17 protein-coding genes and 1 pseudogene are annotated in these 13,876 nt (G+C 48.9%); 10 read left to right on the forward strand and 8 right to left on the reverse strand.

Translation table 11 applies throughout. The features are described 5' to 3' along the window. Positions 1 to 40: 40 nt before the first annotated feature. Positions 41 to 1,528, reverse strand: coding sequence for an alpha-amylase (gene amyA, locus V6942_RS10725; protein WP_333501243.1), 1,488 nt, complete (start codon positions 1,526 to 1,528; stop codon positions 41 to 43). A 102-nt stretch (positions 1,529 to 1,630) separates the two neighbouring features. Here amyA and yniD point away from each other — a divergent pair, with 102 nt between their 5' ends. After that, the gene (gene yniD, locus V6942_RS10730) at positions 1,631 to 1,738 is read left to right on the forward strand and encodes a small membrane protein YniD (protein WP_100249959.1); all 108 of its coding nucleotides are present in this window, start codon (positions 1,631 to 1,633) and stop codon (positions 1,736 to 1,738) included. 238 nt (positions 1,739 to 1,976) lie between these two features. Here yniD and V6942_RS10735 read toward each other — a convergent pair whose 3' ends face one another. Then, positions 1,977 to 2,222, reverse strand: coding sequence for a hypothetical protein (locus V6942_RS10735; protein ID WP_106929232.1), 246 nt, complete (start codon positions 2,220 to 2,222; stop codon positions 1,977 to 1,979). A gap of 266 nt (positions 2,223 to 2,488) precedes the next feature. Continuing rightward, positions 2,489 to 3,247 carry a DUF481 domain-containing protein gene (locus tag V6942_RS10740; RefSeq protein WP_106930827.1) on the reverse strand — a complete coding sequence of 253 codons (759 nt, stop codon included), beginning with the start codon at positions 3,245 to 3,247 and terminating at the stop codon, positions 2,489 to 2,491. 315 nt (positions 3,248 to 3,562) lie between these two features. On the opposite strand from V6942_RS10740, the gene pfkB reads away from it, so the two are divergent. Both pfkB and V6942_RS10750 read left to right on the forward strand, forming a co-directional pair. Then, positions 3,563 to 4,495 (forward strand): 6-phosphofructokinase II, encoded by a 933-nt coding sequence (pfkB, locus tag V6942_RS10745; protein WP_333501244.1) that lies wholly within the window; start codon positions 3,563 to 3,565, stop codon positions 4,493 to 4,495. Between the two features lie 253 nt (positions 4,496 to 4,748). After that, positions 4,749 to 5,609, forward strand: a complete 861-nt coding sequence (locus tag V6942_RS10750; protein WP_106930823.1) for a fructosamine kinase family protein — start codon at positions 4,749 to 4,751, stop codon at positions 5,607 to 5,609. A 29-nt stretch (positions 5,610 to 5,638) separates the two neighbouring features. Here the strand turns inward: V6942_RS10750 and tonB are convergent, their stop codons facing one another. After that, positions 5,639 to 6,352, reverse strand: a complete 714-nt coding sequence (tonB, locus tag V6942_RS10755) for a TonB system transport protein TonB (RefSeq protein ID WP_181358060.1) — start codon at positions 6,350 to 6,352, stop codon at positions 5,639 to 5,641. 221 nt (positions 6,353 to 6,573) lie between these two features. Here tonB and V6942_RS10760 point away from each other — a divergent pair, with 221 nt between their 5' ends. Next, a complete protein-coding gene (locus V6942_RS10760; RefSeq protein WP_106930819.1) occupies positions 6,574 to 6,870 on the forward strand; it encodes a YciI family protein in 297 nt (98 codons plus the stop codon). Between the two features lie 204 nt (positions 6,871 to 7,074). After that, the gene (locus V6942_RS10765; RefSeq protein ID WP_182934720.1) at positions 7,075 to 7,350 is read left to right on the forward strand and encodes a hypothetical protein; all 276 of its coding nucleotides are present in this window, start codon (positions 7,075 to 7,077) and stop codon (positions 7,348 to 7,350) included. 57 nt (positions 7,351 to 7,407) lie between these two features. Here the strand turns inward: V6942_RS10765 and V6942_RS23440 are convergent. Beyond that, a pseudogene (locus V6942_RS23440) lies at positions 7,408 to 7,519 on the reverse strand (hypothetical protein); the annotation flags it as partial. Positions 7,520 to 7,909: 390 nt separating this feature from the next. Between V6942_RS23440 and V6942_RS10770 the strand changes: the two are divergent. Continuing rightward, positions 7,910 to 9,415, forward strand: coding sequence for a diguanylate cyclase (locus tag V6942_RS10770; RefSeq protein WP_333501245.1), 1,506 nt, complete (start codon positions 7,910 to 7,912; stop codon positions 9,413 to 9,415). Between the two features lie 150 nt (positions 9,416 to 9,565). Here V6942_RS10770 and V6942_RS10775 read toward each other — a convergent pair whose 3' ends face one another. Next, a complete protein-coding gene (locus V6942_RS10775) occupies positions 9,566 to 9,748 on the reverse strand; it encodes a hypothetical protein (RefSeq protein WP_106930829.1) in 183 nt (60 codons plus the stop codon). A gap of 144 nt (positions 9,749 to 9,892) precedes the next feature. Here V6942_RS10775 and V6942_RS10780 point away from each other — a divergent pair, with 144 nt between their 5' ends. Further along, positions 9,893 to 10,057, forward strand: coding sequence for a YnfU family zinc-binding protein (locus V6942_RS10780; protein ID WP_219906276.1), 165 nt, complete (start codon positions 9,893 to 9,895; stop codon positions 10,055 to 10,057). Between the two features lie 380 nt (positions 10,058 to 10,437). Continuing rightward, positions 10,438 to 10,650, forward strand: a complete 213-nt coding sequence (gene cspF / locus V6942_RS10785; protein WP_106930813.1) for a cold shock-like protein CspF — start codon at positions 10,438 to 10,440, stop codon at positions 10,648 to 10,650. Positions 10,651 to 10,840: 190 nt separating this feature from the next. Here the strand turns inward: cspF and V6942_RS10790 are convergent, their stop codons facing one another. After that, positions 10,841 to 11,014: a YciY family protein gene (locus tag V6942_RS10790; RefSeq protein WP_015964169.1), complete on the reverse strand. Its 174-nt coding sequence runs from the start codon at positions 11,012 to 11,014 to the stop codon at positions 10,841 to 10,843. Between the two features lie 143 nt (positions 11,015 to 11,157). Between V6942_RS10790 and cls the strand changes: the two genes are divergently transcribed. Beyond that, the gene (cls, locus tag V6942_RS10795) at positions 11,158 to 12,618 is read left to right on the forward strand and encodes a cardiolipin synthase (protein ID WP_106930811.1); all 1,461 of its coding nucleotides are present in this window, start codon (positions 11,158 to 11,160) and stop codon (positions 12,616 to 12,618) included. A gap of 33 nt (positions 12,619 to 12,651) precedes the next feature. Further along, a complete protein-coding gene (locus V6942_RS10800) occupies positions 12,652 to 12,981 on the forward strand; it encodes an HI1450 family dsDNA-mimic protein (RefSeq protein WP_106930809.1) in 330 nt (109 codons plus the stop codon). Between the two features lie 49 nt (positions 12,982 to 13,030). On the opposite strand, the gene V6942_RS10805 is transcribed toward V6942_RS10800, so the two are convergent. Beyond that, on the reverse strand, positions 13,031 to 13,876 hold the full coding sequence (locus V6942_RS10805; protein WP_420107848.1) for an ion transporter: 846 nt from the start codon (positions 13,874 to 13,876) through the stop codon (positions 13,031 to 13,033).

The following is a 13,876-nucleotide window of genomic DNA, read 5'->3' on the forward strand; positions in this document are numbered from 1 at the left end:
ATCGTCACCGCCAATGGCGATGATGGTGACTGACTGGCGCTTACAGCACCTCCTCCATCACCCACACGCTGACGCTACCGCCATTACAGGTAAAGGTCGCGCCCCCCGCGTCGTCGGTTTCAACACACTCCTCGCGGTTATTAAGAAAATCTTTCCAGCGCTTATTGGCATAATTTTCGCCGAGCGTCAGCGTCTTTTCACCGGCGTCGCCATTAGACAGCACCACCACGCAGCCCGGCATATCTTCTGTTCCACTGCGACTAAAGGCAATGCAGTTCGGATGATCGAACCACAGGGTCTGTACACCGTGGGCGAAGCGCTGGCGGGCATGAATCAGCTCGTGTAGCTGCTCAATCACCGGCATGTCGATAACGTAGTTTTCACCGTCCCCGCCGCTATCTTCATAGTGGGCGCCAAACAGATCGGGATAAAAGACCGACGGCACGCCGTTTTCACGCAGCAGGATTAGCGCATAAGCCAGCGGTTTAAACCAGGCTTCCACCGGCGCTTCCAACGCCTGAAGCGGCTGGGTATCATGGTTCGCCACCAGCGTAACCGCATGGAACGGGTCGGCCTCAACCAACGTACCGGTAAAGATCTGGCTCATGTCATAATCGCGTCCCATGCGCGACGCATCGTGGAAATGCATTTGCAATGGGGCATCAAACAGCAGAGTTTTCCCCTCAACCTGAGCAATGTACTGCTGTAATTTCTCGACATCATGGGACCAATATTCCGCAACAACAAACAGCGGCTTGGCGGCCACTTCCTGCACGTGCTCAATCCACGCCTTATAGAACCACGCGGGGATATGTTTAACGGCATCCAGGCGAAAACCATCGCAGCCGGTCTGCTCAAGCATCCACCGTGCCCAGTATTTCAATTCTTCCGCCACCGCCTGATTGCGAAAATCAACATTTTCGCCCATCAGATAGTCATAGTTCCCCATTTCGTCGTCGACCTGATCGCTCCAGCCTTCGCCGGTATAGTCGTTCACGATTTTGAAGATGCCATCTTCGTCAGGGTTCTCGATATGGTCAATGCCGCTAAAACATCTGAAATCCCAGATAAACTGCGAGTATTTTCCTGCGCGCGCGGGAAACGTGTAGCGGGTCCACGCTTCACACTCAATGACTTCGTCATCGATTTGCGTACGATCGTCTGCATTCACGCGCTGTACGCGGATACGCTCCTTCTCATCTGCTCCCATCTTATGGTTGACGACCACGTCCATCAGCACCGCAATATCATGTTGTTTCAGGGCATCGATGGCCGCCAGCAGCTGAGATTTATCGCCATATTTGGTTGCCACCGTTCCTTTCTGATCGAACTCCCCCAAATCAAAAAGATCGTAGCTGTCATAGCCAACGGAATACCCCCCAGACGCCCCTTTGCAGGCCGGCGGCAGCCAAATCATGTTGATACCAATTTCGTTCAAGCTGGGCGCCAACGCCGCCGCTTCCAGCCACAATTCACCACCGGCGGGATAATACCAATGAAAGCATTGTAATAAGGTGGGGTTGCGCATACCTGTTCTCCGCATAAGACGACACAAGAACTATAAGAGGGAAATACGCCAGGTGCGAGATTCTGGTACACTAAGTGCATTCAATGCCAAAAGGAATGGACCATGCCAACACATCGATTTGCAAAAAAACACTGGAAAATGGTGCTAGTGCTGATCGCTATCTGTGGTGCCATGCTGTTGCTGCGATGGGCAGCAATGATTTGGGGATAATAAAACGGAAAGAATGAGGGTTGGAAAAAGTATGGTTAAAGATCATTTATATACAAAAAATGCGCTTAACCCGATTCAATTAACAATACGTGCCGTTAAAATATCCGAACTATCGTTTTAAATATCAACATACTTAATTAGCTAAATATCAACAGCAGCAAGAAAAACCGGTACATCTCTACCCGGTTTTCTCTGCCGGTATAAAATAATTAAATCAAATTATTACAGCACAGAATGATTAATACCACTCACCCGCAACAAGGGTATGGACATTGAATGCGTCGTCCATAGAGCGGCCGGTAGACTGTGAGCCGGGGGCGATGTTAGAACCCGCTTCAACGTCATAAGCGCTGGAGATCCCCACGTGTTGAACGGTGGTGGCGTTAGTGGTACGGGCTGGCTGCGTTGCAGGTTCGGCGGCAAATACGCCGAAAGAGAGTGCTGACAGCAGAATAGCTGCAGATGCGATTTTGATATTTTTCATAATGTTTATTCTCTAACTGGATTAAGACTCTAGACTGCCAGGCATCATTTCGCCCTTGAACATAGTCTAGATCCAGATCACACTTTTGACTAGTCAAAATATTTAGCTATTCGTGTCAAATTTACTGAATATATGTCTAAAACGGCAAATATGGAGATATTATGGAGGGAGTGTATTTTTAATTAAATAAAACAGCGGTTGAATTTAAGAATAACACAATACGCTAAACTGAAAATACAGGCCGGAAGAAAACCGGCCCATAAATATTACATGGTATAACCCAGCGTCAGAGAAGTGCGGCGATCGGTGTGATTCGGCGCAGTTTCCGGCGGCTCAGAGTTCCAGGTGACGTTGTAAGCCACCTTCAGACCGAAGTGTGCGTTGATTGCCACGTTCAGCGCGGTCTCTGAGTTCACGGTGGTATCATCAGCCCCCAGGACGGATACGCCCTGAGTAAATTTGGCGGTGTCGGTCATCTGCCACGCGTAGGCAGCAGAAGCGTAGCCGAGCGCCTGGGTTTCCGTGTTGCCATCGGTATATTCGTCATAGCGAACCCCTGGACCAAATTCAAAGCGGAAGCTGTGAATAGGGCCATTCAGGAACTGACGACCATAACCAGCCGTGAAGACATCTCGTTCATGATAGCCGTTATAGCGGTCAGTCAACCAGCTGGCCTGACCGAACAGATAGTCTTGATTCGTCATGTTATAACGACTACGGCCGCCAACGGCGTACTTTTCAGAAGATCGTTCATCGTTAGCCGAAGTATTGCTGGCATTGCCCCACAGGGACCATGCTGTCGTATCGCCGTACCAGGTCAGCGTCGTATCAGCGGTGGCTGACGAGCTTTTAGTATTACCTGATTGCGCGAGGTAGCCCGCATTCACGTTACCTTCAAAAGGTTTCTTAGCGGCTGTTGGGTCATCCATGACAGTAAAAACGGTATCACTGGCGGTTGCATACGCAGACGCAAACACGCCCCCCAGCAGCACAACCGCTGCCGGTACTGTCTTCAAAAGCTTCATTTATTATGAGTCCGTACAACAAAAAAGGAGACGCTTACGTCCCGGAAACTTTCGCGAGGATCAACGACGGGGTGGTCCATAGAAAGGCAACAAATTATAAAAAGCCACGTATAACATAGCAATCCTAATCTGCTGTCATTTTTTGAATAAGAGCGTTCTTAAACCGCATTTTATTTCATAATAAAAGTAAGCATTTATTTACTCTTTTCTATAAAAATCATGCCGTTGTTGCTTTATTTATTGTTACCCAGGTGCCAGACTTACCTCTACATGTGTTTCGAGCCGCTCATTAGCTCATAAATGGAGTTTATAGCTATGGTTAAAATTTACACACTCACGTTCGCCCCTTCTCTCGACAGCGCGACCCAAACGCCGCAAATCTATCCTGAGGGGAAACTCCGCTGTAGCGCACCCATTTTTGAACCGGGCGGCGGTGGGATTAACGTTGCACGGGCGATAACCTTCCTTGGCGGCAACGCCACCGCCCTCTTCCCGGCGGGCGGCGCAACGGGCGAACATCTGGTTACGCTGCTGCAGACTGAACATGTTCCCGTCGTGACCATTGCCTCGCGTGAATGGACGCGTCAGAACCTGCACGTACACATTGATGCCAGCGGCGAGCAGTACCGTTTTGTGATGCCGGGCGCTGCGTTACATGATGACGAAATTCAGGCGCTTCAGACGCAGGTGTTACAGATTCCCCCGGGCTCGTTATTAGTCATCAGCGGCAGTTTACCGCCCGGCGTTTCACTGCTGCAATTTGTCGCCCTGATCCGTGCCGCTCAACAGCACGGATTACGCTGCATTATCGACAGTTCCGGCGAGGCGCTCACGGCCGCGCTGGAGATTGGCAATATCGAGATGGTAAAACCGAATCAAAAAGAGCTAAGTGCGCTGGTACAGCGCGATTTAAGCCAGCCGGACGACGTCCGCAACGCCGCGCAGGAACTGGTCCGCAGTGGAAAAGCCCACCGTGTCGTGGTGTCGCTAGGTGCCCAAGGGGCGCTGGCCGTTGACGCGCATAGCTGCGTGCAAGTTGTCCCGCCCCCCATTAAAAGCCAAAGCACCGTTGGCGCGGGCGACAGCATGGTCGGCGCGATGACGTTGAAACTGGCGGAAAACGCCAGCCTGCAGGACATGGTTCGCTACGGTGTGGCAGCAGGCAGCGCCGCGACGCTTAATCAAGGCACCCGCCTGTGCTCGCGCGAGAATACGCAAAAGATCTACGACTACCTGCAATCGCACTAAATGTGCAGGAAAACGCCCCTGCGGGCTAACCCGCAGGTCGCTAAATTGTTGTAATCAACTATGCTAAGCAAACTCCATTGTTAACAATCGAGTGTCTCCGCTGGTTGAGTCACCATACGTCTGTAGCAGAAACGTTATTACGTCGCTTCTGCTTTCTACATTCTTTTTACCCGTTGTGCGGTATAGCTCGAATTTTTACCCGGCAGTAATGCGCTAACCTTATGATACGGCAGAAAACATGGGGAGAGACATCATGTGGCAAGCGATCAGTAGCCTGTTAGGCGAGCAACTCGGAAGTGGCGAAATCGATCTGCGTAATGAACTGCCCGGCGGAGAAATTCACGCCGCGTGGCATATGCGTTATGCCGGTCGTGATTTTTTCGTGAAGTGCGATGAACGTGAATTGTTGCCCATTTTTACCGCAGAGGCCGACCAGCTGGAGCTGCTCTCTCGCAGTAAAACGGTGTCTGTCCCAGAGGTCTTCGTCGTCGGCGCAGACCGCGACTACAGTTTCCTGGTGATGGAATATCTCCCGCCTCGTCCGCTGGACGCGCACAATGCCTTCCTGCTGGGTCAACAGCTGGCGCACTTACATCAGTGGAGCGATCAGCCGCAGTTCGGTCTCGATTTTGATAACGATCTCTCCACTACCCCGCAGCCCAACGCCTGGCAGCGTCGCTGGTCGACATTCTTTTCCGAGCAGCGCATCGGCTGGCAGCTCGAGCTGGCGGCGGAAAAAGGCATGGAGTTTGGCGATATCGACGCGATCGTCGATCACGTGCAGCAGCGCCTGAGCGCACATCAGCCTCAGCCTTCTCTGCTGCACGGCGATTTGTGGTCAAATAACTGCGCGCTTGGGCCGAACGGGCCCTACATTTTTGATCCTGCCTGCTACTGGGGAGACCGTGAGTGCGATCTGGCCATGCTGCCGCTGCATCCGGATCGCCCACCGCAGATCTACGATGGCTATCAGTCGGTGTCCCCGCTTCCGACCGATTTTCTCGACCGTCAGCCCATTTACCAGCTCTATACGCTGATTAACCGCGCTATTCTTTTTGGCGGCCAGCACTTCGTCGCCGCGCAGAAGGCGCTGGATAAAGTCCTCGCCGTATAACGACAAAGCCCCCTTTCGGGGGCTTTCGCTTAATTCATCTGCACGCCTTTCAGGCGGAATTCAATATTCATAATCAATCCCGTCCCCGGTTTCCCGGCTTCGTAACGCCATTTACGCATCGCCGTTTTCACGTCGCGTTCAAACATATTGGATGGCTGCGCCGAGAGTATTTCCACATTCTCCACACGACCATCGGCGGTCACGTCGAATTTGACCCGCACTTTACCTTCAATACGCAGCGCCTGAGCGCGCGTCGGGTACCCCGGCTGAGGACGATTCAGCGCTCGCGGACCGGTTGGTGCATTCACCGACGGCGCGCTGGCCCCGGGAAGATTGTTCGCTACTGAACTTGCCGGTGGCGCATCGCGGTTGACCGTTGACAGCGGACGAGATTCAACCGGCCGCACTTCTTGCTTCGGTTGCTCAATTTTTTTCACCGGTTTTGGCTTCGGTTTCGGTTTTGGCTTCGGTTTATGGATCACCACCGGCGCCTGCGGCACTTCAGGAATAGGCTCTGGTTCCGGCTCAGGTTCCGGTTCAACGACAGGCTGGGGCTGAACCACGGCCTGAGGCGGTTCTAAATCGGCAGGGGCCACCATCGTGACCGTAATCGGCTGCGCGGGCGCGGGCAGTTCAATAACCTGATGTACCGAGGTATACAGCAGACCGGCCACGACGGCGCCATGGATGCCAACTGAGAGCAACGTCGGCCAGGGAAACCGGCGAGGTAAATCATAGGTCATTGCAGTCATAGTCGTTACAGTTGAAAAATGAGAGCTCAATTTTAAATGCAAATAGCAATCATATTCAATAAGACATCTTATCTTCGGTCAATTTTCTCCCGCAGTTGCCCAAAAAGCGCGCACCGATTTCCCTCTTTTTACGGCAGTGCAACTTTGCATTGCAGTCACCGACGCTTTCCCTTACCGTAATCCGCAAACTATTTTAAACAGGAGTTCTGCCCGTGCTTTACGTCATTTATGCCCAGGATGTCGCCGACTCTCTTGAAAAACGTCTTGCCGTTCGCCCTGCTCATCTGGCCCGTTTGCAACTGCTGCACGATGAAGGCCGTCTGCTGACCGCTGGCCCAATGCCTGCAGTCGACAGCAACGATCCGGGCGCCGCAGGTTTCAGCGGTTCCACGGTTATTGCAGAATTTGAATCTCTTGAAGCCGCCCAGTCCTGGGCCCAGGACGACCCGTACGTGGCGGCCGGAGTCTATCAGCAGGTTTGGGTAAAACCGTATAAAAAGGTATTTTGATAATAAATAATCAATAAATACAATACATTAAAAAAGACACTGCCTTGACTTTAATTCTTAAGGGCGCAAACAAGTACACAATGTTTGTGCCCTTAACTTTACCCTCGATTTGCCTTCCACCGGGTTCAACGTGTTGTTTGCTAATGACATACTTGAAGTATAAGTGCCTGGTCTGCCATTTTGAAAGATAAGGTTATTGTCTGAATGAGTACTTTAGATGCGCTAGCTGCTTTGGCTTTTTGTCTGTGCGGCCTCTTCTATATCTGTCATACAGGAAGAGCTATCCAAACTGGCGTTTTCATTGGCTGGTACAAGGGCTCGTATGAAAAATACTATATCTACCGCGCAAAAGAACCCTGGAATTTCTATTTTAACGTTATCGGGATGGCGGTAATAGGCGCGCTGCTTTTCGCAATAGGAGTTGTTATATTCGATGAAAATCTTCAGGTTTTTCTATATATGAGGTCGCTATCGGTGTAAGAATAAGATTGTTCACCTACGGATCCAGTGCGCCGTCTCGATGACCTCCCAGTCTGGTTTTACCATACTTTCCGTATTCTCCAAATCCCGTATCAACTCAGGGATTCTACCCGGTGATGCTCCTTGTAATATCATCAGATATGCGTATTACCAGGCCACAGCATTCTGATTTTTTGAATGACTTTCAAAACATCCTGGCTGAGGCCCAGCGTGGGTTGTTCCGGTGAATGTTATTAACGCTGCATTGCCATTCCACCAGGCCAAACCAACCAAATAACAGGAAGTTAATCTTCCGCTGATTTCCACCAAAAGAACCACCCCTCTTCCCTTCAGGCTGTAAAGCACGCTGAGCCTAATGCGATATACGTATTTGAATGACCGCTTGCTCACAAAAATTAACTATAGGCAAAAACGATCGATACATAAATATTGATCGTTAATGACAATCAATGATATAGTTACAATAAAAATAAAACGTGGTTTCGAAAAAATAAATACGTTTTTATTAAGTACATTTATTTTGCATGGATGTAGATATTAACAAGCTCTGGAGTAATTTATGATTGGTAGTTTAAGTTTTAAGAGACCATTAAATTTTATATTTACGATACTTGCCGTATGCGTATTTCTCTCTAGTCTTGTGCTAGTTCTATTGCAGAAAAATCATATATTCAAACATTATCACTCTCTGCATAATACGCATACGCAAAATATTGCGTCATTTATTCAGAAAGACATAAATGCTAACGAAGAGTCTCTGTTATATCTAAAATCAGAGCTTATTGAAAAATACAAAGAAAAAAACAGCAAAATGAGTGACGGTGAATTATCGGCGTTTTTGACAAGTCATCTAAGGTTACTACCCGACATCCTGGCAATCATTACGTCTACTCCTGAAGACAGAGAGGTTCATGTTCCTTATGCATCAAGCACTGATTCAGTCGATCATAAAACGCGGCCATGGTATATCGCAGGTCAAATCAGCGCCGGTGATGTAGTATTTACTGAACCTTATACTGACCTGAATACATCAAGAAAAATATATTCAATGTCACTACCGGTCAGTGGCAGTGACGGTAAACATTTTGGTGTTGTTTCGTTCGACATTGATGTTATCAAAGGAGAGCGCTCATTAAAGAAACTGGCCTCACCGTTGCCGAACACTAAGTATCTCATAACCAGAGAGGGTTCTGTCGTACTCAGTTCAGATAGCAAAGATGAACTGACGCATATTCCTGATGTGATGTCCAATATCGGTGAGTACAATGGTACATTTTACCTTCCCGATACTAAGGCATATTATTACTATTATCATATTAGCCATCCGGATTGGTATCTGTTGATTAAAGTAGACCGTTCAGAATACAGCAATATCGCTTATAATAAAAACTTCCCAATTTTCATTATAACAACGATCTTACTACTTGTTCTCGCCACCTGCTGGTGGTCAATGAGGACAATACTTAACAATATATATATCCGTATTACGGGTTCCATACAGAATGGAATTATTGAGAAGAAAGCTGCTGACGAACTGCTCGTCGAGCAAATAAAAAACACCACCCTCCAGATGGATCACGTCAAATCAGAGTCGTTAACTGACAGCCTTACTGGTTTAAAAAATCGCCGTGCGTTTGACGCTGACATTCAGAAAAAAAGCAGTAATAACAATGCCATTCTTGCCTTGATAGATATTGATAATTTCAAACTGATTAATGATAGCTTTGGTCATACAACCGGAGATATCGTGCTCAAAACGGTTGCAAGCTTTGGAATGCGCTTGTGCGGGCTATCTGACATCACTTTGTATCGCTACGGTGGTGAGGAAATTGCTGTAATCTTTACCGATGTGAATTTAGATGATGCTATCAAGTGGCTGGAAAACTGGAAAAATGAAGTTAAGCATCGTCAATTCAGAGAGCCAAACCTGAAAGTGACGTTCAGTGGCGGGGTTTGCGTGCTGAGCGATAAAAAAGCTGAAGATGCCATCGCTATCGCTGACGGCTACCTGTACCAGGCGAAATCTATGGGTAAAGATAGAATATATGATGGAACAAAAATTTAATCAGCGTTTAGCCGTATAAACTTATACATTGTCAGTATAAAGCAATAATCCTCTTATGCTTAGGGGATTACTGCTCAAACTAATCTCTGTATTGAGTAATATCTTGCTTGATAATATCCGAAAAGATAACCAGCACAGTCCTCCGTTGTGCTAAACGCCATGCCGCACGCCAGGAATTTTATCACTGGCATTCATAGACCCATTAAAGACCATATTGGTTTTACAAAAAATACACTTCGCACCAAATGGGTTTTTCTCTGAGACATCAAACGCTGACATTCGATATTGAGAGCCATGGCAACATGGGCATCTAAAATGAATATTTAAATTAATACTATATACCTCTTTTTGAAGGTTTAACTTACTTTTTGTTATGAATGTGACTTTTACGTGGCAATACCGATGTAAAGCTAAAACAAACAAGCATCCACATGCATAACCGTGTATGGTGACAGTCCATTCAATCAGGAGATGTCTATGTCCGGACGTAAGAATACACAATCAAACCGCAATTATCTGGTTAAGTGCCTATGCCCAAACTGCTCGAAGAACTCAGAGCATAGTTTTACTCGAGTTCAGAAGGGCTCACAGTTAGTCTGCCCGTATTGCAATAGTTTATTCAAATCCTCGCCGAACATCTAAAAATACGCGGTGGCCAAATGTTCTCATGGCGTTAACTAAAATCCTCATTTGGCAATCAAATTTGTCTGCAATCATTCTTGAAATATACCGACTTCTTTTACGTATGTTAATTTCGATGATTGCTATAAACACATAGTACTGTACGTTGAACTCAAAGGAAGGAGATATCAGCGATAGCGCCAGACGATGAAGGTTATACAGAAGAATATTTTACGTTTTGCTTGCGTTTCAAGCTTACGCAGCCATTAATGCATTTCCTATGCGGATTAGCAAATTTTATTTTAGCCATCCAGGAGTCCTGATTAAAATTCTGGCATAACATTAGCTTTTAATTTTTTTTAAGCGTATAGTTTGCCCGTAATTTTTAACAAGGAATCTATTTGTCTCGTAAAATGACAGGCATTGTCAAAAGTTTTGATGCTATCAGTGGTAAAGGTTTTATCACCCCTTCCGACGGTCGAAAAGACGTTCTGCTACACATTTCAGCAGTCTATTGTAGTCAATCCGAAAGCCTGATACCGGGAATCCGCGTTGAGTTTTGTCGTATCAATGGTCTCAACGGACCAGTGGCCGCAAACATCTACTTATCTTGATCTTATTTTCACCCGCAACGCAGCATGCCGTACTCACAGATACGCGTCGCGTCAGAGAGGACGGGGATTCATGGAATGGAACGTCTTTAATCGGAATACGCGAACGACAATATAAAAAGTGTTCTGATTGACGTTAACGCTGAGCCACCAGCAAAAACAGAGGGCACCCTGACGGTGCCCTTTTTTATCATCAGAGATCGTAGATGGCGAACAACAGGCAGTTACGCTGCCGACCGACCAGGCACTTTCTGATGGAGTGGATGCGCATGTTACGACGCGATTGAGCTTCCAGCCAACGCGCTTTACGGCGGCTTGCTTGTCTCAGCATCCGCCAGCGCCCCACTTCAGGTCTACTACGCTTCATTGCTCACGCTCTTGCTAAAAAAGACGCTCCATTATAGCCCCTTGCTAATCGCTGACCAGCGCTTTCTGGGTGCGTTTTTATTTGCCAGATGTCTCCTGATGCGTAAACTCTTAACATCTGGCATTCAAAAGGATTTTCGAACTATGACAACCGTGTACACCGTAGTAAGTTGGATGGCTATTCTGGGGTATTGGTTGTTAATCGCCGGGGTAACGCTGCGTATTCTGATGAAACGCCGCGCCGTGCCGTCGGCAATGGCCTGGCTGCTGATCATCTATATCCTGCCGCTGGTCGGTATTATTGCCTATCTCTCGCTGGGCGAACTGCATCTCGGCAAGCGACGCGCGGAACGTGCGCGCGCCATGTGGCCTTCCACCGCCAAATGGTTAAACGACCTGAAGGCCTGCAAACACATTTTCGCCGACGATAACAGCCAGGTCGCCTCTTCGCTGTTTAAGCTATGCGAACGCCGTCAAGGCATCGCCGGCCTGAAGGGCAATCAGCTACAGCTGCTTACCGACTCCGACGATGTCATGCAGGCGGTCATCCGCGACATCCAATTGGCGCGGCACAATATCGAAATGGTCTTTTACATCTGGCAGCCCGGCGGCATGGCCGATCAGGTAGCCGAATCGCTGATGGCCGCCGCACGTCGCGGCGTACACTGCCGCCTGATGCTCGATTCGGCTGGCAGCGTCGCCTTCTTCCGCAGCCCGTGGGCAGCGATGATGCGTAATGCAGGCATCGAGGTGGTCGAGGCGCTCAAGGTTAATCTGATGCGTGTATTTTTACGGCGCATGGATTTACGTCAGCATCGCAAAATGATCATGATCGACAACTATATTGCTTACACCGGCAGTATGAACATGGTCGACCCGCGTTTCTTTAAGCAGGACTCCGGCGTTGGCCAATGGATTGATCTGATGGCGCGAATGGAAGGGCCGATCGCCACGGGAATGGGTATTGTCTATTCCTGTGACTGGGAAATTGAAACCGGTAAGCGCATATTACCCCCTGCGCCGGACCTTAACATTATGCCCTTTGAAGAGGCCAGCGGGCATACTATTCAGACTATCGCCTCCGGCCCAGGCTTCCCTGAAGATTTGATTCATCAGGCGCTGTTGACCGCAGCCTATTCTGCTCGCGAATACCTGATTATGACGACGCCGTACTTCGTCCCCAGCGACGATCTGCTGCACGCAATCTGCACCGCCGCACAGCGTGGGGTTGATGTCAGCATTATCCTGCCGCGTAAAAACGACTCGGTGCTGGTTGGCTGGGCTAGCCGCGCCTTCTTTACCGAACTCCTGGCGGCCGGCGTCAAAATCTATCAGTTTGAAGGCGGTCTGCTGCACACCAAAAGCGTGCTGGTCGATGGCGAGCTGAGCCTTGTCGGCACGGTTAATCTCGATATGCGCAGCCTGTGGCTTAACTTTGAGATTACCCTGGTCATCGATGACAGCGGATTCGGCAGCGATCTCGCGGCCGTGCAGGATGATTATATTTCCCGCTCGCGGTTACTGGACGCGCGTTTATGGGTAAAACGTCCATTCTGGCACCGTATTGCTGAGCGACTGTTTTACTTCTTTAGCCCATTACTGTAAAACGTGCCCATCAGCACTCAACAGGTAGCCATCATGGATATGGATTTAAATAATCGTCTGACCGAAGATGAAACGCTCGAGCAGGCTTATGACATTTTTCTCGAGCTGGCGGCAGACAATCTTGACCCGGCCGACATTATTCTGTTCAACCTGCAATTTGAAGAACGCGGCGGCGCTGAGCTGTTCGATCCTTCCGAAGATTGGCAGGAGCATGTCGACTACGATCTGAACCCGGATTTCTTTGCCGAAGTGGTGATTGGCCTTGCGGATACTGACGGCGGCGAACTGAACGATATTTTTGCCCGTGTGCTGCTGTGTCGCGAAAAAGATCACAAGCTTTGCCATATTCTCTGGCGAGAATAACAACATCAAGGGCAGCCTGGCTGCCCTTTTTTATGCCTGTAATACCGCCTTATTGCGACTGATGTTGAGGAAGCGCGGTACCGCAGCTATTGCAGTAGTGCGCGCTGGGTTCATGATGCCGCTGTTTGCAGTGCGGGCAAACGCGCTCCTGGCGACGCTTTTGAAACTCGCTGGTCATCTGCGCGGTAATAATGCCGGTCGGAATGGCAATGACGGAATAGCCGATCAATATCAGTACAGAAGCCACAATTCTGCCCGCGGCGGTGTGCGGCGTAATATCGCCATAGCCCACGGTGGTCACGGTCACAATAGCCCAGTAGACCGAAGTGCTGAGCGTGGTAAAACCGTGTACCGGCCCTTCAATGCCGTACATCAGCGCACCGGACACCACCATCACAATGCCGATAAAGGCATAGAATAGAATCAGCTGATGGCGGGAATTGACGATCGCCGTCCAGAAGCTATTCAATGCGGGCATCAAGCGCAGCAGCTTCAGAATACGTAACACCCGAATAACGCGCATCGCACGCCAGGCAAACAGATATTCCACGCCTATTTCCGGCCACAGCATAATCACGTAAAACGGTAAAATTGTCGCCAGGTCGATAAAACCCCAGAAGCTAAAAACATAGCGAGCGGGATTTGGCCAGCAGAATAGCCGCAGAAAATATTCCAGCGTGAACACCAGCGTAAAGGCTATTTCCAGCCAGACAAAAGCATGCCATTCGTCGTAGCTCAGGTGGTAGGTTGTACCAATGCCCGACTCAATAAAAATAGCGCAGACGCTTAATAAGGCGAAAAAACCGCACAACGCTTCAAACCGGCGTCCGGTTCGTGTGCGTTGATCAAAGAGCAAATGATAGAGACGATGGCGCAGAGCGCTAATACCGACCAC

Origin of the sequence: Kluyvera genomosp. 2, from assembly GCF_036759865.1 — a bacterium.
GTDB classification, from domain to species: domain Bacteria; phylum Pseudomonadota; class Gammaproteobacteria; order Enterobacterales; family Enterobacteriaceae; genus Kluyvera; species Kluyvera ascorbata_B.

Excerpts from the sequence above, each read along its gene's own strand:
- amyA (WP_333501243.1), bottom strand. The coding sequence starts at position 1,528 with ATGCGCAACCCCACCTTATTACAATGCTTTCATTGGTATTATCCCGCC.
- yniD (WP_100249959.1), top strand. The coding sequence starts at position 1,631 with ATGCCAACACATCGATTTGCAAAAAAACACTGGAAAATGGTGCTAGTG.
- V6942_RS10735 (WP_106929232.1), bottom strand. The coding sequence starts at position 2,222 with ATGAAAAATATCAAAATCGCATCTGCAGCTATTCTGCTGTCAGCACTC.
- V6942_RS10740 (WP_106930827.1), bottom strand. The coding sequence starts at position 3,247 with ATGAAGCTTTTGAAGACAGTACCGGCAGCGGTTGTGCTGCTGGGGGGC.
- pfkB (WP_333501244.1), top strand. The coding sequence starts at position 3,563 with ATGGTTAAAATTTACACACTCACGTTCGCCCCTTCTCTCGACAGCGCG.
- V6942_RS10750 (WP_106930823.1), top strand. The coding sequence starts at position 4,749 with ATGTGGCAAGCGATCAGTAGCCTGTTAGGCGAGCAACTCGGAAGTGGC.
- tonB (WP_181358060.1), bottom strand. The coding sequence starts at position 6,352 with ATGACCTATGATTTACCTCGCCGGTTTCCCTGGCCGACGTTGCTCTCA.
- V6942_RS10765 (WP_182934720.1), top strand. The coding sequence starts at position 7,075 with ATGAGTACTTTAGATGCGCTAGCTGCTTTGGCTTTTTGTCTGTGCGGC.
- V6942_RS10770 (WP_333501245.1), top strand. The coding sequence starts at position 7,910 with ATGATTGGTAGTTTAAGTTTTAAGAGACCATTAAATTTTATATTTACG.
- V6942_RS10780 (WP_219906276.1), top strand. The coding sequence starts at position 9,893 with ATGTCCGGACGTAAGAATACACAATCAAACCGCAATTATCTGGTTAAG.
- V6942_RS10790 (WP_015964169.1), bottom strand. The coding sequence starts at position 11,014 with ATGAAGCGTAGTAGACCTGAAGTGGGGCGCTGGCGGATGCTGAGACAA.
- cls (WP_106930811.1), top strand. The coding sequence starts at position 11,158 with ATGACAACCGTGTACACCGTAGTAAGTTGGATGGCTATTCTGGGGTAT.
- V6942_RS10800 (WP_106930809.1), top strand. The coding sequence starts at position 12,652 with ATGGATATGGATTTAAATAATCGTCTGACCGAAGATGAAACGCTCGAG.